This window comes from Gordonia sp. QH-12 (genome assembly GCF_001578675.1).
GTDB classification, from domain to species: Bacteria; Actinomycetota; Actinomycetes; order Mycobacteriales; family Mycobacteriaceae; genus Gordonia; species Gordonia sihwensis.
In genome coordinates this window covers 100,349-121,436 of sequence record NZ_KQ969287.1, presented here as the reverse complement: position 1 = coordinate 121,436, position 21,088 = coordinate 100,349, and the positions used below count along the sequence as shown (strand labels likewise).

Genomic DNA, 21,088 nt, shown 5'->3' with positions numbered 1-21,088 from the left:
CGGTGCGCCGGTCTGGTTTACGATCAGTACGTAGCGCTAGCGCCAGAGTTGGCACGACAGCAGAGTTTTGGGCCGTCAGGCCCGGTGCCCGCAATCGGCGCCGAGGAGGAGGAATCTGTGACCGCGGTAGACCAACCGACGACCCGGGTGGAGGCGGAGCGGCCGTATCCGGCCCGCGTCCAGCCCAAGGGCTCGTTCTTCTACAAGCTCATCACGACGACCGACCACAAGCTGATCGGTCAGATGTACATCGCCACCTGCATCGGGTTCTTCCTGGTCGGCGGTCTCATGGCGTTGTTGATGCGTGCCGAGTTGGCGCATCCGGGGCTGCAGTTCCTGTCGAACGAGCAGTTCAACCAGCTGTTCACCATGCATGGCACGGTGATGCTTCTGATGTACGCGACCCCGATCGTGATCGGTTTCGCGAACTTCGTCCTGCCTCTGCAGATCGGCTCGCCGGACGTCGCCTTCCCCCGCCTGAACGCGCTCGGCTACTGGCTGTTCCTGTTCGGCAACCTGGTCGCGCTGGGCGGCTTCCTCACTCCGGGCGGCGCCGCCGACTTCGGCTGGACCGCTTACACCCCGCTGACTGACGCCGTTCACGCTCCGGGCGTCGGTGCCGACCTGTGGATCATGGGCCTGGGTGTCGCCGGTCTGGGCACCATCCTGGGTGCGGTCAACATGATCACCACCGTCGTGTGTCTGCGCGCACCCGGCATGACCATGTTCCGCATGCCGATCTTCACCTGGAACATCCTGGTGACGAGCGTTCTGATCCTGCTGATCTTCCCGCTGCTCACCGCGGCGCTGATGGGTCTGGAGGTGGACCGGCAGTTCGGTGCGCATCTGTACGACCCGGCCAACGGCGGCGTGATCCTGTGGCAGCACCTGTTCTGGTTCTTCGGTCACCCCGAGGTCTACGTCATCGCCCTGCCGTTCTTCGGCATCGTGTCCGAGGTGTTCCCGGTGTTCTCCCGTAAGCCGCTGTTCGGCTACTCGGGCCTGGTGTACGCGACGCTGGCCATCGCGGCGCTGTCCGTCGCCGTCTGGGCGCACCACATGTACGTGACCGGATCGGTCCTGCTGCCGTTCTTCTCGTTCATGACGTTCCTGATCGCGGTTCCGACCGGTGTGAAGTTCTTCAACTGGATCGGCACCATGTGGAAGGGCCGAATCACCTTCGAGACACCGATGCTGTTCGCCATCGGCTTCATCGTCACCTTCCTCTTCGGTGGTCTGACCGGTGTTCTGCTCGCCAGCCCGCCGCTGGACTTCCACATCTCCGACACCTACTTCGTGGTGGCGCACTTCCACTACGTGCTCTTCGGCACGATCGTGTTCGCGACCTTCTCGGGAATCTACTTCTGGTTCCCGAAGATGACCGGTCGCATGCTCGACGAGACTCTGGGCAAGTGGCACTTCTGGCTGACCTTCATCGGCTTCCACGTCACCTTCCTGGTCCAGCACTGGCTGGGCAACGAGGGCATGCCGCGTCGTTACGCCGACTACCTGCCGTCGGACGGTTTCACCACGCTGAACATCGTCTCGACCGTCGGCGCGTTCATCCTCGGCCTGTCGACCCTGCCGTTCGTGTGGAACGTCTTCAAGAGCTACCGCTACGGCGAGGTCGTGACCGTCGACGACCCGTGGGGCTTCGGCAACAGCCTCGAGTGGGCCACCAGCTGCCCGCCGCCGCGGCACAACTTCACCGAGCTGCCGCGCATCCGTTCGGAGCGCCCGGCGTTCGAGCTGCACTACCCGCACATGGTCGAGCGCATGCGCGCCGAAGCCCATGTCGGCTGGGGCAGCAGCAACCAGCACTGACGTCGCGACAGCGACCAGATCAGGCCCGTCCGAGTTCGCTCGGACGGGCCTGATCGTCGTTGGTGGACCTGCCTGGGAGCGAGTCGTCGGTGGCGGCCATAATTGCGGTGTGGAAACGAGCGATGCGAAGCGCACCATTCTGATCACCGTCAGCGGACCCGACCATCCCGGCGTCACCTCCTCCCTGATGGGGGCGTTGTCGTCGGTGGGCGTCGATCTGCTCGACGTGGAGCAGGTCGTGATTCACAACCATCTGACCCTCGGTGTACTGGTGACCGCCGACGGCGATGTGGAGGACCTGCAGGACGCGGTGTCCGCGCAGATGGCCGACCGCGGCATGCACGTCGATGTCGACCTCGATCCGCACGGCAGAGAACAGGCCGCCTCCACTCACGCCGTCGTGGTCCTCGGCCGCCCGATCTCCGCGGAGGCCTTCCAGGCCGTGGCCGCCGAACTGCATCGTCAGGGCGCGAACATCGACTCCATCCGCGGAGTGGCCGACTACCCGCTCACCGGCCTGGAGCTGATGATCAAGGCCGTCGACACCGAGGACTCCGACGCGGCCATCCGCGAGGGGCTGGGCGCGGTGTCGGCGAAGTACCCGATCGACGTCGCGGTCGAACGCGGCGGGCTGGCGCGGCGTGCCAAGCGCGTCATCGTCTTCGACGTCGACTCGACGCTGATACAGGGCGAGGTCATCGAGATGCTCGCGGCCAAGGCCGGCCGCGAAGCCGAGGTCGCGGCGGTCACCGAGGCCGCCATGCGCGGGGAACTGGACTTCGCCGAGTCGCTGCACGAGCGGGTCAAGGCACTCGAGGGCCTCGACGCGGAGGTCATCGACCGGGTCGCGTCGTCCCTGGAACTGACTCCGGGCGCGCGCACCACCATTCGCACCCTGAACCGCCTCGGGTACCACTGCGGTGTGGTCTCCGGTGGCTTCCGCCAGGTGATCGAGCCGTTGGCCGGAGAGCTGGAACTCGACTTCGTGCGCGCGAACACTCTGGAGATCGTCGACGGCAAGCTGACCGGTCGGGTGATCGGAGAGGTGGTCGACCGAGAGGGCAAGGCTCGCGCGCTGGCCGCCTTCGCCGAACAGATGGGCGTCCCGATGGAGCAGACCGTCGCGGTCGGCGACGGTGCCAACGACATCGACATGCTGACCGCCGCCGGCCTGGGCATCGCATTCAACGCCAAACCCGCGCTCCGCGAGGTCGCCGACACCACCCTCGACCATCCGTACCTCGACGCCGTGCTGTTCATGCTCGGCGTCACCCGCGACGAGGTGGAGGCGGCTGACAGTCGCGACGGCGTGGTGCGACGCGTGCCGATCGACTGATCGGATGAGCGTCTCCGTCACCGATCAGTACCGGCGCCTGGTGTCGTACCAGGGTGCCTACGACGATCCCGAGGACCCGCAGAACGTACAGGCCATGCAGATGGTCCTGCACATCGAGAAGAAGGACCCACCCGAGCGCCATTCGCTGCTGGTGTCGGCGGCTCGAGCCGTCGTCCTGCTCTGTCTGGACCCTCGTGTCGCGGCGGGCGGGGAGTGGGCCGCACCGATGGACGCCTGGTGCGATGCCCGGATCCGCAAGATCGCCCGACGCGCACGGGGTGCCCAATGGGAGGCGGCTCAAGGCGTACCGGGAGTCACCGCGACCGTGAGCGGCGTGCAGGCTCGGGCGTATGTGCCGAGCCGCATCGGCGACGTCGACAAGCGGATCGCGAAATTGCAGATCGGCGGCACCGAAGTCGACGGCCCGCTACCGGGCGACGACGCGCCGGTGGACGGTTCCGCCGGCTTGCTCCTCTGGGTCAATCCGGGCCTCGAGATGACGGTGGGGAAGACGGCGGCACAGGTCGGTCACGCGTCGATGCTGGGAGTCCGCCTGATGTCGGAGACGCAGACCGCGGACTGGTATGCGGAGGGCTGTCCTCTGGACGTCCGCCTGCCGGGACCGCAGCACTGGGCCCGTCTCGTCGACGCCGCCGCGGCCGGCGACGCCGTCCCTGTGCAGGATGCCGGTTTCACCGAGATCGCGCCGGGGTCGATGACCGTGATCGCCGAACTCGCTCGGCCGTGAGCTGTTCGGCTCCGCCGCACGGCGGTCGGAGCCGAACAGCTCAGACGCTCGGGGCCAACTTCTCCACCGTGCCGAACCACACGTCGCGGTCGCCCGCGAGCGGGGCGAGGATCAATTCGTCGGCGCCGATACGCTCGGCGAACCGATCGAGTCGGCCCAGGACGTCGTCGGGTGTGCCGACCGCGGCGAGCCGAAGCATCTCGTCGACCTGAGCGCCCTGCGGTCCGTCGAGCAGAGCGGCGGCGTCCGCGTCACTCAGGTGACGTCCGCGGTTGAAGAGGAACTTGATCCGCTGCAGTTTCGCCGATCGGAGCTGCTCGTAGGCGCGGTCGGCGTCGTCGTCGGCGATGACGGTCGCGGCCGCCATCACGTACGGCTCGGTCTGTCCGCCGTCGGGCAGCGGTGCGGGCCGGAAGTCGCGCACGTAGAGTTCCACCGCCCGTTCCAGGGCCTGCGGCGCGAAATGCGAGGCGAAGGCGTAGGGGAGACCGAGGGCCGCGGCGAGCTGAGCGCCGAACAGTGATGATCCGAGGATGTAGAGCGGGACACCGGTGCCCGCGCCCGGGGTCGCGACCACACCGTGGACCGAGGAACCCGCGAAGTAGCGCTGGAGCTCCACGACGTCGCCCGGGAAGTTCTCTGCGGCCGCGGGAGTGCGTCGGAGCGCGGTGAACGTGGCCTGATCGCCGCCCGGCGCGCGCCCGAGGCCGAGATCGATGCGGCCGGGGTGGAGCTCGGCGAGGGTGCCGAACTGCTCGGCGATCGCCAGCGGCGAGTGGTTGGGCAGCATCACGCCGCCGGCGCCGAGACGGATACGGGAGGTGTGGGCCGCCATGTGCGCGACGAGGACCGCGGGCGCTGCGGACGCGATGGCCGGCATGTTGTGGTGCTCGGCGTACCAGATCCGCCGGTAACCGGTCCGGTCCGCGAACTGCGCCATCCGGAGCGAGTGCGCGAGGGACTGGGCGACGGTCTCGCCGGGGCCCACCTGAGCGAGGTCGAGGAGGGAGAACGGGACGCGGGACCGCGCGGCGCGGGAATCGGCCGGCGAGTCTGAGGGATCGGAAACAGCGTCTGAGGGATCGGAAACGACGGAATCGGTCACTGATGGTTCAGCGGTGCGGGGCGTCTTTGTATTCCGCCGCACCGGCGATGTGAGGCATCCGGCACCATGGAGACGTGACCGAACTGATTGCTGACCCCGACCTGCTCATCGATTTTCGCGACGTCTCCCTGGTGCGTGACGGCAAGACGCTCGTCGGCCCGGTGAACTGGCAGGTGGAGCTCGACGAGCGATGGGTGATCATCGGGCCCAACGGCGCTGGGAAGACGTCGCTGCTCCGGATGGCCGCGGCCATGGACTTCCCCACCCGCGGTGAGGCGTTCGTGGTGGGCGAGCGGCTGGGCCGCACCGACGTGCGTGAGCTGTCGACCCGGATCGGCATGGTGAGTTCGGCGATGGCGGCCCGGGTGCCGGGCGACGAACTCGTCTCCGACCTGGTGATCTCGGCAGGCTATTCGGTGCTGGGCCGCTGGCGCGAACAGTACGACGAGATGGACCGGGCGCAGGCGGCGGACATCCTGGAGTCGATGGGCGCCGAACACCTCGCCGATCGCACGTTCGGCACGTTGTCGGAGGGCGAACGCAAGCGAGTGCTGATCGCCCGAGGTCTGATGACCGACCCGGAACTGCTGCTTCTGGACGAGCCGGCCGCTGGACTCGATCTCGGCGGGCGCGAGGAACTCGTCGACCGGCTGAGTGTGCTCGCATCCGATCCGGATTCCCCGGCGCTGGTGCTGATCACGCATCACGTCGAAGAGATTCCGCCGGGCTTCACGAACATCATGATGCTGTCCGAGGGCGCCGTGACCGCACAGGGTCCGCTCGACGAGGCGCTCACGGCCGAGAACCTCACGGCGACCTTCCGCCAGAACATCGCGCTCACCCGGGACGACGGCCGTTACTTCGCTCGTCGCGCACGCCGAGCGGGCGGTCACCGTCGCGGGGAATGACCCGACCGGGCCGCCGAATATCGATGCGGCGTTTCTTGGGTATGCGAGTATTGAATCCGGCCGACCGAGCGTAAGTTCGGTCGCAGATGATCGCTCAGTCGAAGGAACGTGCATGTTTGCTGAAGAAGGTTCGGCCCCGGTGCCGCTGCGGGACGCCTCCACGGTCGTCCTCGTCCGAGACTCCGCCGACGGCATCGAGATCTTCCTCCAGCGCAGGGTCAAGCAGATGGCGTTCGCCGGCGGGATGACGGTGTTCCCCGGCGGCGGTGTCGACGATCGCGACCGCGATGCGGAGATCGCGTGGGCGGGCCCGGACGTGGACTGGTGGGGCGAGAAGTTCGGCACCGACGTCGAGACCGTGCGGGCGCTGGTGTGCGCCGCGGTCCGCGAGACCTTCGAGGAATGCGGGGTGCTCCTTGCCGGGTCGGCCGACGCCGTCCATCCGGACCCGGCGAGCCTGGCGGGTGAACGCGCCCGCCTGGTGAACAAGGAGATCTCGTTCGCGCAGTTCTTGAACGAGCACGCACTGGTGCTGCGCACCGATCTGCTCGCGCCGCTGTCGCACTGGATCACCCCCAAGAACGAGGTTCGCCGCTACGACACCCGCTTCTTCCTCGCGGAACTCCCCGCCGGGCAGAACGCCGACGGCGAGACCTCGGAGGCGGCCGCTACCGAGTGGCAGACCGCGGAGCGAGCGCTGGCCGACTGGGAGGCGGGGCGGCACTTTCTGCTCCCGCCCACGTGGTCGCAGCTCCGAGAGGTCGCCCGGTACGCGACGGTCGCCGAACTGATGGCCGCCGAGCACGTCATCGCGCCGGTGGAACCGGCCATCGCCGACCCGGCAGGACTCCAGGGGCTCCGCTTCGCCGACTCCGACGAGTACCTCGCCTCGCTCGCCGACGGCCGGATGGAACGGCTCGGGGACACCGCGTCGTAGCCGGAGAGGGGCGCGGCATCCGGCGCGGGTGCTACTCGCCGGCGAGTCCGTCTCGGTCGGCCCACTCCAGCAGGGGGTCGAGCCGGAATGCGCGGTCGTCGATCGCGCGGTGAAGGTCGCCGAGTTCGGCGTAGCGGGCGGGCATCGTCGCGACGGTGAAGTCGTCCGGCTCGGCGTCGTCGATCTCGTCCCAGCGCAGCGGCGCCGAGACCGTGGCGCGGGCGTTCGCGCGGATCGAGTACGCGGCGGCCATCGTGTGATCCCTGGCGTTCTGGTTGAAGTCGATGAAGACGGCGTCGGGATCGCGGTCCTTGCGCCACCACGTCACCGTGGCGTCGCCGGGCAGCCGTCGCACCACTTCGGCACCGAAGGCGTGTGCGGCGCGGCGCACGTCGCCGAATCCCCACTCGGGTTCGATGCGAACGTAGACGTGCAGTCCGTGCCCGCCGGACGTCTTCGGGAATCCGCGGATGCCGAGTTCGTCGAGTATCTCGTGGACCACGTGCGCCACCCGGCGGACGCGGGCGAAGTCCGCGCCGGGCATCGGATCGAGGTCGATCCGCCACTCGTCGGGCTGTTCGACGTGCGAGCGCCGCGAGTTCCAGGGGTGGAACTCGACAGTCGCCATCTGTACGGCCCAGAGCACCGCCGCGGGCTCGGTCACGCACAGTTCGTGGACGGTGCGCGAGTACCGGGGGAAGAAGATGTCGACGGTCTGCACCCAGTCGGGCGCACCGGCTGGGAGCTTCTTCTGGTGGACCTTCTTCTCCGCCGTCCCGCGAGGGAAGCGGTGAAGCATGCACGGCCGTTCGTACAGAGCGCGGGTGATGCCGTCCGCGACGGCCAGGTAGTACCTCGCGAGGTCGAGCTTCGTGAGTCCGGCATCGGCGAAATAGACACGGTCGGGGCTGCTCACCCGCACGTCGCGAACCGACCCGTCGGGCCCGGGAACCTGCAGTACGACGGCTTCGTCACCCATGCGGCAACACTAATCCCTCTCGGGAGGGTTCAGGTGTCACATGCTTACCGCCCGGTTGGGTCGACGACCTGACTTACCGGTAGCCTGCCCTCATGGCTGAGTTTGTGACGCTGGAGACGTCCGAGGAACATCCGGGCGTCGGGACGATCCTGCTGAACCGTCCGCCGATGAACGCGCTGAACCGTCAGGTCCAGAATGAGCTCGCGGCGGCCGCCGACGAGGCGAGCGTGCGCGACGACGTCAAGGCCGTCGTCATCTACGGCGGGCCCAAGGTGCTGGCGGCGGGCGCCGACATCAAAGAGATGAACGATATGTCGTTCTCGGACATGCAGAAGGTCGCCGGACGTCTGCAGCGGGCGCTGGGGGCGATCGCCGAGATCCCGAAGCCGACGGTCGCGGCGATCACCGGTTACGCGCTGGGCGGCGGACTCGAGGTGGCGCTGGGCGCCGATCGGCGCATCGTCGGCGACAACGCCAAGCTCGGCGTGCCCGAGGTGCTGCTCGGAGTGATCCCCGGAGGCGGCGGCACGCAGCGGCTCGCGCGGCTGATCGGTCCCTCGCGGGCCAAGGACATGATCTTCACCGGTCGGTTCGTCGGTGCCGAGGAAGCTCTGCGGATCGGTCTCGTCGACCAGGTGGTGGCACCCGACGACGTGTACGACGAAGCGCTGAAGTGGGCGGGCCAGTTCTCCGGAGCGGCTTCGGCCGCCCTCGCCGCCGCGAAGACCGCCGTCGACTCGGGTCTCGAAGTGGACCTGGCCACCGGACTCAAGATCGAAGAACAGGCTTTCGCGGCCCTGTTCGCGACGCAGGACCGCACCATCGGCATGGAGTCGTTCGTAGCCAACGGCCCGGGCAAAGCCGAATTCACCGGAAAGTAGGGAAAGACCCGACAATGACCGCCATCGACGACCAGAACCCCGCCGATCCGTCCCCCACGGGCGTCGACGCCGCCGATCAAGTGGACCCGGCACCCAATCCGCATGCCACCGCCGAGCAGGTGGAGGCCGCGCTGAAGGACACCAAGCTCGCGCAGGTCCTCTACCACGACTGGGAAGCCGAGACGTACGACGAGAAGTGGTCGATCTCCTTCGACGAGCGCTGCATCGACTACGCCCGCGGTCGTCTCGACAAGATCCTTCCCGATGCGCCGCTGCCGTACGGCCGGGCCATGGAACTCGGTTGCGGCACCGGCTTCTTCCTGCTGAACCTGATGCAGTCGGGTGTGGCGGAGAAGGGCTCGGTCACCGATCTGTCGCCGGGCATGGTGAAGGTGGCGCTGCGCAACGCGGAGAACCTCGGCCTGGACGTCGACGGCCGGGTCGCCGACGCCGAGAGCATCCCGTACGAGGACGACACCTTCGATCTGGTCGTGGGCCACGCGGTGCTGCATCACATCCCCGACGTCGAGAAGTCGTTGCGGGAGGTGCTGCGCGTGCTCAAGCCCGGCGGCCGCTTCGTCTTCGCCGGCGAGCCCTCGACGTACGGTGACTTCTACGCCCGGTGGATGAGCCGCGCCACCTGGTGGGCCACCACCAATATCACGAAGTTCGGGCCGCTCAAGTCGTGGCGCCGGCCGCAGGAGGAACTCGACGAGAGCTCGCGCGCGGCGGCACTGGAGGCCGTCGTCGACATCCACACCTTCTCGCCCGAGGATCTGGAGCGACTGGCGACCAGCGCGGGTGCGGTCCAGGTCGAGTCGGCCGCGGAGGAACTCGCCGCTGCCATGCTCGGCTGGCCGGTCCGGACTTTCGAGGCCGCGGTGCCGCCCGAGAAGCTCGGCTGGGGCTGGGCGGGCTTCGCGTTCGGCGGCTGGAAGCGCATGACCTGGCTCGATGAGAACGTCCTCCGCAAGTTGGTTCCGCCGAAGTTCTTCTACAACGTTCTGATCACCGGAGTGAAGCCGGAGAAGTAGGGCACCCTCCGCAAACGATCGACGCACCGCTCGGCATCGGCGACCTCCTCCGCGAGGGGCCGGAGCCGGGCGGTGATCGCTATGGCGGCCCGGCGCCGTCGAACACCGCCACCCGGAAGTCGGTCATCAGCCGACGGCAGCGCGTGTAGAAATCCCGCCTCGTGGTGCCTATCGCGCGCAGCGCCGGCCCGTGGTCCAATGCCACCACCGCGATCACGACGGTCGCGAAGGTCTGCCACGCGCCGCCCGCCGGCCTGCGCGCCCATCGCGGTGCGGGCGCGAACGCCTCGCGCAACCGGCGTTCCTGGAAGCGGACGTGGTGGCGTTCGTCGTCCAGGATCCGCGACGAGACCTCGCGCAGCAGAGGGTCGGACGATGCGGCGAGCGCGCCGTAGTATTCCAGTGCGATGAGCTCGGCGGTCGCCAGTACCAGCAGTTCGCTCCGCAGTCCGAGGGCGCGCCGCGTCGCGACGAACACGCGGTCGGACCAGTGCCCGGCGATCGTCGGCGCCCCGGCTGCCCGAAGCAATTCGGCCAGCATGCGCGCGTGGTTCTGTTCCTCGGCGACGAACATCCGAACCGCCGCGGCGTAGTCGGGATCGCCGGTTGCTTCCGCAAGCCGGATCAGCGCAGCGCCGTCGCCGCTCTCGCCCACCTGGAACCGTTGCAGACTCCGGATCACCGGTGACGGGAGTCGGCTGCCGGCTCGCCAGTCGGGGTCCGGATTCTGCTCCCGGATACGGGACCGTGTCACGAACTCCTCGCTCCATGTCATGGTGCCGGTTATACCGGTTATCGCACCGACTAGGGTTGCGCTGTGGGTTACGAGTTCAGCATCGACGACGTCGACTACCTGCGTTCCCGGTACGGCGACAAGGCCCTCCAGAACGCGTCCGCGATGGCCCTGACTCCTGATTCGCTGCTGCGTGAGATGCCCGATCTGCGCTCCCGGTACGGCGACCGCGCGCCGGCGCTCGTCGAGACCGTCCTCAATCGCCGTAGGGCCGCCGGACGGTTGGCTCACGCCGATCAGCTGCTGGCGAGCGACACCGCGGTCCAGCAGGCCACGGCGGCGGCCGTGGCCGAGCACCGGGCGGCCGACATCGCGGCGCGCTATCTCGGAGCCGTCGTGCACGACGTGACCTGTTCCATCGGATCGGAGATGATGGCGCTGTCGGTGACGAGCGGCATCGCCGGTGTGATCGGCAGTGACGTCGATCCGGTCCGGTTGGCGATGGCCGACCACAACATGTCCCTGGGCGACGAGCGGCGCTCGCCGTGGCTGCTGGCGCGCGCCGACGCCCTCGCGCCGGTGTCGAACGCTGACGTGGTGATCGCCGACCCGGCGCGCAGGAATGCGCGTGGCCGAACCTTCAAGCTCGACGAACTCGATCCGCCGCTGTTGGAGTTGCTCGCGGTGTACGCCGGACGCGAGCTGGTCGTCAAATGCGCCCCGGGGCTCGACTACCGACTGCTGCGCGATCGGTTCGGTTTCGAGGGCCAGGTCCAGATCGTCTCGCTCGACGGCGGCGTCCGCGAGGCATGTCTGTGGAGCGAAGTGACGCAGCCGCGCCGCCGAGCGACCGTCCTGCGCTCAGCCGGCCGAGACTACGAGATCACCAGTGCCGATCCCGACGACATCGATCCGCCGGGAGTCGACGAGTGGATCATCGATCCGGACGGCGCGGTGGTTCGCGCCGGTTTGGTGCGGAACTACGCCCACCGACACGGGCTGCGGCAGTTGGACCCGCAGATCGCGTACCTGACCGGTGGCCGTGTGCCCGCGGGGGAGCGCGGCTTCCGGGTGCTCGACCAGCTGGGGGTCTCGGAGAAGAACCTTCGGGGCGCACTGGCGGCGCACGACTGCGGGAGTCTGGAGATCCTGGTCCGGGGGCTCGACGTGGACCCCGACCGTCTGCGAAAGCGGCTGAAGCTCAAGGGCTCCCGACCTCTTGCGCTGATCATGACGCGCATCGGTCGGTCGGGGACCGCGTTCCTGTGCGAGCCGGGTGTCCGGCGCTAAGACGTCGACTTCGGGCTGTAGTAGTACACGGCGCCGATATTGGTGGCGACCGCCAGGCGGCCGGTCGGCGAGACCGCGACGCCCGTCGCGAATCCCTTGGCGTCCGGCATCGGCAGTGTGCGTTCGGTAGCGCCCGAGCGTGTGTCGATCTCCATCAATTCGAGGTTCTGGTCGGCGCCGGTGCGGACCACCGTCCACGCGGTGCCCGCCGCGGTCATGCTCGACAGTCCCGTCGTCTGGAGGTCGTCGCGGCGAACGACTTCTTCGGCCCTGTCGCCGGCGTCGCGCAAGATCACCAGCGGGGCGCCGATGGTGCCCGCCGGGATGATCAGTCCGTCGGGAGAGACGGACATGGTGCCGAACCCGTATCCGCCGTTGTCGTGGGTCCACTTCACCGCGCCGTTGGACGCGTCGAGTGCGTTGATCCGGCCGTCGCTGCTGAAGGCGTAGACGGTCTTGCCGTCGGCCGACACGGTGGGAGGGCCGACCACACCGCCGGGAAGATCGGTGGCCCACTGGTCGGTGATCGCCTGGTGGTCGCCCTGGCGGGCGTACGAGAGCGCCTTCACCTGCGACGATTTCGCGCCCTGCGGGAAGAAGTTGAGGAAGAGGCGCTGGTGCGCCCAGTCGACGGCCGGGGGCGCGGAGATCGCGCATCCCGGCCCGCCGCTCACGCAGTCGCCCAGCCCGGTCAACGGGTCGGCGGCGGGCGCCGACCAGAGCTCGGCCTGCGGCATCGCGAGATCGCCGTTCTGTGAATTGAGTATCGTCACCTGGCCGAGCGACGTGGTCACCAGCACGTGGCCGGGGCCGACGAACTTGGCCGACGTCGGTACTCCGGCCACGTCCTTGCGCCAGCGGATCGCTCCGCCGCCGGTGAGCGCCAGGAACCGGCCCGGCTCTCCGATGTACGGCTGCGAGAACTGATCCACGACGGCCGCGTTGCCCCAGAAGCCGTCGGCCATGCGCTTGCAGAAGTTCTTCCGTCCCGCTCGCGAGTCGAGCACCAGGAAGTTGCAACCGACCGGCGTCCGTGCGCTGACGACGACGTCTCCGCCGCCGTTGAGGGTCACCGGACTGGTCACCGGGCCTCCGGTGGGCCGGGTCCACGACAGTTCGAGGTCGGCCGGCGGTCGTGCGAAGCTGTAGTTCGAGTTCGCATTGTTGCCGCCGTACGACGACCAGCCCGCCGCGGGCACCGACCGCACGTCCAGGTGACCGTCGGAGCAGGAGGCGACGATCAGCGCGGTCAGCGCCCCGAGAACGGCGGTGCGGAGGATCGCGCGCATACGTCGGCGTGCGGCCTGGGTCATCGTGCTCCGATCTGGTCGAGATGCGCGACTGCCGTCGCGCCCGCGCACGACTCTATCGTGTCGTGTCACCAGGCCAATCGTCCGCTGGCGGAGGTCTGTCGGAGACCGTCGTTTACTGTGTGTCTTCATGACCACGATGTGGAACGCCTCCTATCGTTCACGCTGGCGTGCCGGACGCCGCCGCGACCCGCAGCAGGTTCGTTTCCTGACGATGGACTCGCTGCGCTGGGTGAAGCGCAATCGCGCGTGGACACCGTGGTATCTCGTGCGCTACTACCGTCTGGCCAGGTTCCGGATGGCGAACCCGCACATCGTGCTGCGCGGCATGGTCTTCCTCGGCAAGAACGTGGAGATCCACGCGACGCCTGAACTGTCGCGGATGGAGATCGGGCGCTGGGTGCACATCGGCGACGGCAACTCCATCCGCTGCCACGAGGGCAGCATGCGCATCGGGGACAAGACCGTCTTCGGTTGCAACAACGTCGTCAACTCGTATCTCGATCTCGAGATCGGCGGATCGACGCTGATCGCGGACTGGTGCTACATCTGCGACTTCGACCATGTCACCGACAATCTCGACCTGCCGATCAAAGACCAGGGCATCGTCAAGGGACCGGTGCGAATCGGCCCGGACACCTGGATCGCCGCCAAGGTGACGGTGCTGCGCAACACCACCGTGGGGCGTGGCTGTGTGCTCGGTGCCCATGCGGTGGTGCGCGGAGTGATCGACGACTACGCGATAGCCGTCGGGACGCCCGCCCGCATGGTGAAGAACCGCAAGGAGGCGTGGGAGGCCGGCGCCGAGCAGCGCGCCGAACTCGAACGCGCCTTGGCCGACATCGAGCGCAAGAAGGCCGCCGCCCGGGGCGAGGACACCAGCGCAGAGTAGCGCCTCGGCCGATCCGGGGTCGGCTCACCGCGGCTGCCGATCAGCCGCCGGAGGTCAGCCGGCCGGAGCCACCGGAACCGGTTCGACGGAGGTCTCCGGCTGGGCGGCCGGGGCCTCCGCGGACGGAGCGTTGGGCGCAGCGGTGGTCGGCGGCGGCGTGCGCGCCTCACTCCAGACCCCGCCCGAGCGGCTCACCACGACGACGGTGCCGTCGGGTTCGGTGATCTCCAGCCGCTCACTCTGCGGCAGCCAGCGCACCGAACTCGACGACGGGAAGCTGCCCCGGTAGACGACCTCGGTCGAGGTCGCGTCCCGGATCGTCACCGCGCCGCCGTCGTCGTAGAACGCGAACTGTCCGGACGAGGTGAGCGTTCCGCCCGGCGGAAGTTCGGGGGTGGCGCTCGGACTGTCGGTGGTGGACGGCTGCGCCGGCTTCGACTCCGACGACCCTGGAGCGGTCGACGGGGACTCAGACGTGGAGGGGGCCGCGGAGCTCGACGGGGCTGCGGAGGTCGAAGCGGTCGCGGAACCGCTCGGGCTCGCCGTGGGTGCGGCCCGCGAGACGGATGACGGCGAGAGACACTCGAAGTAGGGCAGTGCCGGTGGGAGAAGTCGCGCGGCGTGGAACTGGACTTGGACGGTCAGTGTCCGCTGCGACGGGAAAAGGTAATCGTAGGCCCGCAGGGAAATGGTTAGAACGGTGTCGCCGCCGCCGAAGAGCAGGTCCCAGAGCCAAGTCCAGAAGCTGCCCCCTGTGATGTCCTTGGTGATGGTCGAGTTCGCGGGGTAAGCACTGGTCAGGAAAGTGTCAGCCTCGGTGGACGAGCCTTTCGTCACCGACAGGACGAATTTCCGGTTCGGGTCCGGCTGTGCCACGTTGGGCCAGCTGAATTGCACCGATTTCGAGAGTCCGAATCCAGGATTCGAGGCGGTACAGGCCAGAGAGATGGGGTCGGCCTCCCACCCGGTGGCCAGCGCGCCGGTTGCGGTCGCCTGGTCTGACTGCGCGGCTCGAGCCGGCCCGGAACCGTGTATGCCGGAGGCTGCGACGGCGATGACGGTCACCGCCGCGGTGCCGGCGAGCAGCCGATGAGCGATCTTCGTGTTCCGCCACCCCCGCGCGGGTGCGAATGCGATAGCCAGCAGGGCGGCTACCGCGAGGGCCTGGAGGGTGAGGGTGAGCGGGTTGGCGAGCCACGATGCGACGTACCCGAGGATCGGCACAGTGAAGAGAACGCGCCGTGCGTCGGCGACGATGTACCGGTTCGGGTCGGGCGCAGAGTTCGCATCGCCCTGCATCGTCAGTTCAGCGGACGCCGAGGACTTCGCGTCGACGGATACTACGCGATGGGTGACGCGTGTGCCGTCGTCGCGCACGACCGTGGCGACGTCTCCGGGCTCGAGGCGGTTCGCGTCGATGGTCTTCGAGATGCCGAGGGATCCCACGGGAATGGTCGGCGCCATCGATCCGGTCTCGAAGATCAGCGGCCGGATACCGAAGATCAGGGCCACGACCGTGGCGAGGAGGCAGAGTGCACCGAGAACCGCGCCCACGGTGAGCGCGCGATCGGCGAGGCGCCGAGGCCCGGCCGGCCTGGTCGGCGTGGCGGTTATCGGTTGAGTGGGGGCGTCGTCGTTCACGTGGCTATCCCGTCGCATCGAAGAAGAAGACGACGCTGCCTGCAGACCCGAGGTTGAGGCCCGCGTACTGCGCCGGCGTGTCGGTCCGGAGTGTGAGCTGCATGCACAGCCGCTCGCTGCTGCCGACCGCCAACGGCCGCGGGGGTACGCCAGTGAATTCAGTCTTCGCCGTGGAGACGTTCTGTGCCGAGACGAGGGTGGCCGATCCCGACGGACACACCGTGCCGGTCGACGTGCTGCCGACGGTGGCGTTCGCGGCGACGACTGTTGATTTCAGTGTCGTCCACCGGCCGACGTCGGTGGGCGGTGTGCCGGAAGTGCCGGTCGCCTGCACCGAGGGGACGTACGTGAGCGCGACCGAGCCGACATTCTGGACGTCCACCATTGCAGCAGTCGTGTAGGCCGGGAGCAGTGTTCCCGGGAAGGTGAGGGTCGCGGTGTGTGACCCGTTCGCCTCGATCTTGAGGACCCCGGTCGTGAACGTTCCCGACAGTGTCTGGGAGGTGGTGGACCACAGCGCCGAGGTACCTATCGCGCCGGTACCCAGGAGCACGCCGCACGCGAGCAGCGCGCGGACCCTCTTCGAGGTGACCGCCGTCTTCCATCCGGGTCTCACGATTCTGGCTCCTTCGAGGAAGGTCGCTCGGGAAGGGGATCGTCGGCACTGGCGTCGGCGATCGGCTGGGTCTGCGCGTCGCTGTGCACGGCGGCGAACGTCTCGGTCGGAGTGTCGTCCGCCGGCCCCGCGGCCGCTTCGGCGGCGGCTTTGTCACGGCGCTCCTGTCTCCAGTCGGTGTAGAACTGCCACGCGCCGTAAGCGAAGAGCAGTCCGGCGAGGACGAACACCGTCAGGGTGCGTTTGGCGCCGCTGAACCAGGTGTTGACATAGCCCAGAAGCGGAACCGAGTACCAGAGCACTCCGCGGACCTGCACCGGCCGGACCGGTGGGTCGACGGCGCTGTTGGCGTCGCCCTTGGTGATCAGCCGCGGCTGACCGGACGGCGACTTGTCGAATCCGACCACTCGGTGGGTCACCACACCGGGCTGTCCCGACTTCACCTGATAGGTGACCACATCGCCGACCTCGATCGACGAGAACGGACGCGGCTTCACCACGATCAGCGTTCCCGGCGGATAATCCGGCCGCATGGACCCGGTGAGTACGGAGTACGGCCGCGCCCCGGCGACCTTCGGTATCACGATGGTCGTGAACAGCACGGCGAATGCCGCGATGAGAAGAATCCAGCTGACCGTCTGCCACAGAATGTGCAGTGCTCGCTGACGCGGTGTGCGCTCCACCTCCGCCGAGCCGCCGGTCTCGGTCCGAGCCGATTCGTCGCCGGTCACGGGTTCTGTCCCGGCCGCAGCTGTCCGACGGAGAAGTCGAAGTTGATCTGATACTGGGCGGGCTGGGTGCCGGTGACGGACTTCAGCTGGGCCTGCACGCACCAGGTGGTCTCGGCGCCGACGTCGAGCACCTTCCAATCCGATGACGACGGGGACGTCAGCGCGATCGCCGTGTGCGGACCCGTGGTGTCGGTGGCGGGAAAGGCCCCGCTCAGATCCCCCGTGCCGCCGGGGCAGCCACCGACCGAACCCGACAGCCGTACCGTGACCGCCGAACCGGAGGACGTGATCGACGGCCCGGCGCTCGCGAGCAGGAACTTGATCCGCGTGGAACCGGTGTTCTTGATCTTCAGCGGCGCCTGCGTGAAGTTGCCGACCGCGATGTTCGTCCCCTGCAGTGCGGGGAAGGTGTGGGACGACGCTCCGTCGCCATGTGCATCGAGGCCGATGGTGCCCGTCTCGATGGTGCCTGGATTCCGAGTCTCCTCATCGGCCCACAGAGCCCCGGTGGTGTACACCGATCCGAAGATCAGTGACACCACCAGGACTCCGAGGGCTCCGAGCAGCAGTCTGCGCTGGGTCACGGTCCGGGGTTTAGCTCAGCGATTCTCCGTCAGGACGGCCGGACCTGGTTGAGTGTGATCTTCATATTGCTGACCTGCACCGAGGCGTTGGTGTCCTCGGTACCCGGTGTCGATTCCTTGAACTCGACCTGGACGGTCACGGGGAGCTCCTGCCCGTTCGTGACGTCGATCGGCGTGGTGGTGGTGTCGGTGCCGTTGACCGAGGTGGTCACGACGAAGTTGTCAGACGGCACGTTGGTGGTGCCGAGGTTCACGCCGAGCGTGGCCTTCATGTTCTTACCGGTCGCCGTGACAGTGCAGTCACCGGAGTACTTCCAGACGTCGCCGGGAACCATCAGGTCTTCGAGGGGATTGATCGCGCTGCCGCCGATCATGGTCGGCGAGACGTCGGTCCAGGTGCCGCCGGTGCCGCAGTCGAGCCCGAAGTCGCCGGTCGTGATGTTGCCGCCGACGATGTCCTCGGTGTCGTTCCACAGTGCGTACGATCCGACTCCGCCGAGCAGGAGGATCGCCCCCGCGCCGACGGCCAGTGCACCTTTGGTCTTACGGTTCATATCTCTTACCTCTGGTCGCGGTGGTCATCGTCGACGCCACCGAACTCGAAATTCGTGACGTTGTGCCACTGACCAAGTAATCGCAGACGTCCGAATAGGCCGTTACCTTCTGTAATCGAACCGTTATGCGCATCGGGCATGTCGTCCACAGGCGCATGGGCCGAAAGGCCTCGATCAGGGCTGCGACGGGTCTCGATCGGGCATCGGGCGCATCGGAATGTCCGGACGGCCGAGGTCACGCGGCGGGCGTCGGCGCGCAGCCGCGTACACCGATGCGGTGCGCTTGGCGATCGACTGCCAGGTGAATTCCTCGCCCAGCCGGGTACGGGCGCGACGGGCGCGCTGCTGCGTCGCCGCCGGGTCGTCCAGGGCCTCGCAGACGGCGACGGCGAGTCCCTCCGGATCGAAGGGGTCGAAGGTCCAGCCCGTCTCGCCGTCGGTCACCGCTTCGCCGAGCCCGCCCGCCGTGGACGTGATCAACGGGATGCCGGTGGCGGCTGCCTCGAGGGCGACGATGCCGAACGGTTCGTAACGGCTCGGCAGGACGATCGCGTCGCAGCGGTGCATCAGTTTCAGCAGGCCGTCGTGGTCCTGCCGTCCGACGAAGTCGACCGCGGCCGTCACCTGATGTTCGAGGGCCAGCTGACGCAGCCAGCCGATCTGGGTGCCGTCGCCCGCAACCGTGAGGTGCGTGCCGGGGTGCGCCCGCCGGATCACCGGGAGTGCCTCGAGCAGATCCTGCACGCCCTTCTCGAACTCGAGCCGACCGGCGAAGAGCAACTCGGGCGGACCGCTGCGCGGGCGTCGATCCACGAACCGCCAGGTGCCGACGTCGATTCCGTTGTGGATCACGGTGATCGGCGCCAGGTCGGGGCCGAAGAGAGTCGCCACCTCCTCGCGCATGGACGCCGAACAGGTGATCAGCGCGTCGGAGGCATTGGCCAGCCACCATTCGACCGAGTGAACCTGCCGGTTGATGTGGCCGGCCACCCATCCGCTGTGCCGCCCGGCTTCGGTGGCGTGAAGAGTCGAGACCAGCGGAACGTCGAAGTACTCGGCCAGCGCAACCGCGGGGTGGGCCACCAGCCAGTCGTGCGCATGCACCACGTCCGGCGGCGGGCCGTCACGCAGGAGGCGCAGGCCGGCGCGGACGAACCCGTGGCCCATCGCCAGCGTCCACGCCATCATGTCGGCGCCGAAATCGAACGCCGGCGGGTCTTCGGCCACCGCGATCACACGGACGCCGTTCACGACGGTGTCGGTGGTGGGATGGGTCCGGGCGTCGGTGCCCGACGGCCGGCGGGTCAGCACCGTCACCTCGTGGCCCAGGCCGGCGACGGCCTCGGTGAGATGGTGGACGTGGCGGCCGAGGCCCCCGACCACCACTGGCGGGTACTCCCAGGAGACGATCAGCACACGCATCAGAACCCGCCTTCGCGGCTCGGCAGACGGCGGGCGTCGAGTGCGCCGAACAGATTGTCGGCGCGGCGCCACCCGGCGGCCAGCCCGGCGGCCCGCTGCTCCTTGCCCGCATCGGAGGCCTCGCAGATCTCTCGCGTGGCGTGCGCATGCTTGTACGCGCGGTCCTGGGCGTAGCCGGCGGCGGTGTCCTTCGAGATCATGAACGGCCAGTCGGACTGCACCGTCAGCAGCGTCTCGCGCAGAATCTGGTCGGCTACCTCGTCCCGCACGTCCGGAATCCCGTGACCGCCGTCGAGCCGCTTGTCGAGGGAATCGAGCGCGGTCGCGGTGACCTCCTCGTTGAGCCGCACCAGGTGCTGCACCTGCGGACCCTCCCAGACGCGCCAGTCCTTGCCCGAGCCCCACGACGAGTCGTCGATCCGGACCGGGTCGCCGACGAATCCGTTCCGCCGGGCGGTGGCGAGCGATCCGACCGTGATGCCCGACTCGGGCAGCCTGCGCATGAGCCGCTCGAGCCACACCGGTCCCTCGTACCACCAGTGGCCGAACAACTCGGTGTCGAAGGCGGCGACCACGTGTGCGGGGCGGCCGATCCGGTCCGACTCGGCGATGAGCCGTGAGCGCACGCAGTCGATGAAGTCGTCGACGTGCTTGTCGATCACGGGGTTCACGAGCGCCGGATAGTAGGGCTTCTTGGCGTCACCCGGCACGTTCTTGCCGGTGACCCGAACGGGTTTGAAACCGGTCAGGTGATCGTAGGTGTGGAAGTCGCGGTAGTTCGCGTGCCCGGGGTAGCCGGACTTCGGCGACCACACGCGGTAGCTGACGGTCAGATCGCGTCCGAACGCGACGACGTCGGAGTCGCCCACCGGGCGGCCGAGCGCCGTGTCGCCGTGCAATGTGGGGCCGTCGACCATGAAGTGGCCTACGCCGGCAGCGGCGTACTCCTGCTCCATGCCCGGCGTGTACGCGCACTCCGGCGCCCAGATGCCCGACGGCTGCGTGCCCCAGCGCAACCGCGCGTCGGCGAGACCCTCCCGGAGGGAGAACTGCCGGAGTCGTCGGTCGAGCAGCGGCTGGAAGGGATGGGCGAGCGGTCCGCCGAGCAGTTCGATCACCCCGGCGGAGACGAGCGGACGGATCTGCGGGCTGCCGCCGTGCCGCCACTGCGACTCGAAATCGGCCAGTGCTCCGGCGGCCGCACGGAACTCGCGGTGGCCCATCGCACGACGGTCGGCGTCCGGTGAGGTCGCGGCCTCCATCGCGCGCAACTGCCAGTCGGCCAGCCACTCGTACATCGACGTGGCGCAGTGCGGGTCGTCGAGCTGCGCGGCCAGCACCGGGGTGATGCCCAAGGAGATCAGGTCGGTGTATCCGTCGTCGGCGAGGCGTCGCAGGGCGGCGAAGACGGGCTGGTAGCAGTGTGCCCACGACTGGTACAGCCATTCCTCGCCGACCGGCCAGCGGCCGTGATTGGCCAGCCACGGCAGATGCGAATGCAGCACCAGGGTGAACTGGCCGGGTACCTTCTCGGCGCGCGGTGCAGCGGCGGTCGTGCTCATC

At 68.3% G+C, this 21,088-nt stretch carries 20 protein-coding genes; 9 read left to right on the top strand and 11 right to left on the bottom strand.

Going from position 1 to position 21,088, the window contains the following annotated elements; translation table 11 throughout:
• Positions 1–117 precede the first annotated feature (117 nt).
• The 3 genes from ctaD to Y710_RS07405 all read left to right on the top strand — a co-directional run bounded on the left by ctaD (position 118) and on the right by Y710_RS07405 (position 3,908).
• Positions 118–1,824, top strand: coding sequence for an aa3-type cytochrome oxidase subunit I (gene ctaD, locus Y710_RS07415; RefSeq protein ID WP_006895875.1), 1,707 nt, complete (start codon positions 118–120; stop codon positions 1,822–1,824).
• A gap of 109 nt (positions 1,825–1,933) precedes the next feature.
• Entirely contained in the window at positions 1,934–3,160 is a 1,227-nt protein-coding gene (gene serB, locus Y710_RS07410) for a phosphoserine phosphatase SerB (protein ID WP_045537029.1), read from the top strand.
• A gap of 4 nt (positions 3,161–3,164) precedes the next feature.
• Positions 3,165–3,908, top strand: coding sequence for a peptidyl-tRNA hydrolase (locus tag Y710_RS07405; RefSeq protein ID WP_045537031.1), 744 nt, complete (start codon positions 3,165–3,167; stop codon positions 3,906–3,908).
• A gap of 40 nt (positions 3,909–3,948) precedes the next feature.
• On the opposite strand, the gene Y710_RS07400 is transcribed toward Y710_RS07405, so the two are convergent.
• Positions 3,949–5,013, bottom strand: coding sequence for an LLM class flavin-dependent oxidoreductase (locus tag Y710_RS07400; RefSeq protein ID WP_062366994.1), 1,065 nt, complete (start codon positions 5,011–5,013; stop codon positions 3,949–3,951).
• Between the two features lie 74 nt (positions 5,014–5,087).
• Here Y710_RS07400 and Y710_RS07395 point away from each other — a divergent pair, with 74 nt between their 5' ends.
• On the top strand, positions 5,088–5,921 hold the full coding sequence (locus Y710_RS07395) for an ABC transporter ATP-binding protein (RefSeq protein ID WP_006895879.1): 834 nt from the start codon (positions 5,088–5,090) through the stop codon (positions 5,919–5,921).
• Between the two features lie 112 nt (positions 5,922–6,033).
• Positions 6,034–6,858 carry an NUDIX hydrolase gene (locus Y710_RS07390; RefSeq protein ID WP_062366993.1) on the top strand — a complete coding sequence of 275 codons (825 nt, stop codon included), beginning with the start codon at positions 6,034–6,036 and terminating at the stop codon, positions 6,856–6,858.
• Positions 6,859–6,889: 31 nt separating this feature from the next.
• On the opposite strand, the gene ligD is transcribed toward Y710_RS07390, so the two are convergent.
• Positions 6,890–7,837, bottom strand: coding sequence for a non-homologous end-joining DNA ligase (gene ligD / locus Y710_RS07385; protein ID WP_006895881.1), 948 nt, complete (start codon positions 7,835–7,837; stop codon positions 6,890–6,892).
• A 92-nt stretch (positions 7,838–7,929) separates the two neighbouring features.
• Here ligD and Y710_RS07380 point away from each other — a divergent pair, with 92 nt between their 5' ends.
• On the top strand, positions 7,930–8,718 hold the full coding sequence (locus Y710_RS07380; RefSeq protein WP_006895882.1) for an enoyl-CoA hydratase/isomerase family protein: 789 nt from the start codon (positions 7,930–7,932) through the stop codon (positions 8,716–8,718).
• 14 nt (positions 8,719–8,732) lie between these two features.
• Positions 8,733–9,752, top strand: a complete 1,020-nt coding sequence (locus Y710_RS07375; protein ID WP_006895883.1) for a class I SAM-dependent methyltransferase — start codon at positions 8,733–8,735, stop codon at positions 9,750–9,752.
• A 79-nt stretch (positions 9,753–9,831) separates the two neighbouring features.
• Here Y710_RS07375 and Y710_RS07370 read toward each other — a convergent pair whose 3' ends face one another.
• Positions 9,832–10,506, bottom strand: a complete 675-nt coding sequence (locus Y710_RS07370) for a ferritin-like domain-containing protein (RefSeq protein ID WP_052692370.1) — start codon at positions 10,504–10,506, stop codon at positions 9,832–9,834.
• A 63-nt stretch (positions 10,507–10,569) separates the two neighbouring features.
• Between Y710_RS07370 and Y710_RS07365 the strand changes: the two genes are divergently transcribed.
• On the top strand, positions 10,570–11,775 hold the full coding sequence (locus Y710_RS07365) for a THUMP-like domain-containing protein (RefSeq protein ID WP_045537037.1): 1,206 nt from the start codon (positions 10,570–10,572) through the stop codon (positions 11,773–11,775).
• On the opposite strand, the gene Y710_RS07360 is transcribed toward Y710_RS07365, so the two are convergent.
• Positions 11,772–13,088 (bottom strand): outer membrane protein assembly factor BamB family protein, encoded by a 1,317-nt coding sequence (locus Y710_RS07360; RefSeq protein ID WP_062366992.1) that lies wholly within the window; start codon positions 13,086–13,088, stop codon positions 11,772–11,774. The genes Y710_RS07365 and Y710_RS07360 overlap by 4 nt on opposite strands.
• A 127-nt stretch (positions 13,089–13,215) precedes the next feature.
• Between Y710_RS07360 and Y710_RS07355 the strand changes: the two genes are divergently transcribed.
• Entirely contained in the window at positions 13,216–13,977 is a 762-nt protein-coding gene (locus Y710_RS07355) for an acyltransferase (protein ID WP_045537040.1), read from the top strand.
• Between the two features lie 54 nt (positions 13,978–14,031).
• On the opposite strand, the gene Y710_RS07350 is transcribed toward Y710_RS07355, so the two are convergent.
• The 7 genes from Y710_RS07350 to Y710_RS07320 all read right to left on the bottom strand — a co-directional run bounded on the left by Y710_RS07350 (position 14,032) and on the right by Y710_RS07320 (position 21,087).
• Entirely contained in the window at positions 14,032–15,618 is a 1,587-nt protein-coding gene (locus Y710_RS07350) for a S24/S26 family peptidase (RefSeq protein ID WP_062366990.1), read from the bottom strand.
• A 4-nt stretch (positions 15,619–15,622) separates the two neighbouring features.
• A complete protein-coding gene (locus tag Y710_RS07345; RefSeq protein ID WP_006895889.1) occupies positions 15,623–16,234 on the bottom strand; it encodes a hypothetical protein in 612 nt (203 codons plus the stop codon).
• A complete protein-coding gene (locus Y710_RS07340) occupies positions 16,231–16,965 on the bottom strand; it encodes a signal peptidase I (protein WP_062366988.1) in 735 nt (244 codons plus the stop codon). Before Y710_RS07340 ends, Y710_RS07345 begins: the two co-directional genes overlap by 4 nt.
• A complete protein-coding gene (locus tag Y710_RS07335) occupies positions 16,962–17,549 on the bottom strand; it encodes a hypothetical protein (RefSeq protein ID WP_062366986.1) in 588 nt (195 codons plus the stop codon). The genes Y710_RS07340 and Y710_RS07335 overlap by 4 nt, the downstream gene beginning before the upstream one ends.
• Positions 17,550–17,578: 29 nt before the next feature.
• The gene (locus Y710_RS07330; RefSeq protein ID WP_006895892.1) at positions 17,579–18,103 is read right to left on the bottom strand and encodes an alternate-type signal peptide domain-containing protein; all 525 of its coding nucleotides are present in this window, start codon (positions 18,101–18,103) and stop codon (positions 17,579–17,581) included.
• Positions 18,104–18,277: 174 nt separating this feature from the next.
• Positions 18,278–19,525 (bottom strand): glycosyltransferase family 4 protein, encoded by a 1,248-nt coding sequence (locus tag Y710_RS07325; protein ID WP_006895893.1) that lies wholly within the window; start codon positions 19,523–19,525, stop codon positions 18,278–18,280.
• Positions 19,525–21,087 (bottom strand): 1,4-alpha-glucan branching protein domain-containing protein, encoded by a 1,563-nt coding sequence (locus Y710_RS07320; protein ID WP_062366984.1) that lies wholly within the window; start codon positions 21,085–21,087, stop codon positions 19,525–19,527. The genes Y710_RS07325 and Y710_RS07320 overlap by 1 nt, the downstream gene beginning before the upstream one ends.
• Between the last annotated feature and the right edge of the window lies 1 nt (position 21,088).

Coding starts and splice junctions, on each gene's coding strand:
- Y710_RS07405 (WP_045537031.1), top strand. CDS start 3,165: ATGAGCGTCTCCGTCACCGATCAGTACCGGCGCCTGGTGTCGTACCAG.
- Y710_RS07390 (WP_062366993.1), top strand. CDS start 6,034: ATGTTTGCTGAAGAAGGTTCGGCCCCGGTGCCGCTGCGGGACGCCTCC.
- ligD (WP_006895881.1), bottom strand. CDS start 7,837: ATGGGTGACGAAGCCGTCGTACTGCAGGTTCCCGGGCCCGACGGGTCG.
- Y710_RS07380 (WP_006895882.1), top strand. CDS start 7,930: ATGGCTGAGTTTGTGACGCTGGAGACGTCCGAGGAACATCCGGGCGTC.
- Y710_RS07375 (WP_006895883.1), top strand. CDS start 8,733: ATGACCGCCATCGACGACCAGAACCCCGCCGATCCGTCCCCCACGGGC.
- Y710_RS07360 (WP_062366992.1), bottom strand. CDS start 13,088: ATGACCCAGGCCGCACGCCGACGTATGCGCGCGATCCTCCGCACCGCC.
- Y710_RS07355 (WP_045537040.1), top strand. CDS start 13,216: ATGACCACGATGTGGAACGCCTCCTATCGTTCACGCTGGCGTGCCGGA.
- Y710_RS07330 (WP_006895892.1), bottom strand. CDS start 18,103: ATGAACCGTAAGACCAAAGGTGCACTGGCCGTCGGCGCGGGGGCGATC.
- Y710_RS07325 (WP_006895893.1), bottom strand. CDS start 19,525: ATGCGTGTGCTGATCGTCTCCTGGGAGTACCCGCCAGTGGTGGTCGGG.
- Y710_RS07320 (WP_062366984.1), bottom strand. CDS start 21,087: ATGAGCACGACCGCCGCTGCACCGCGCGCCGAGAAGGTACCCGGCCAG.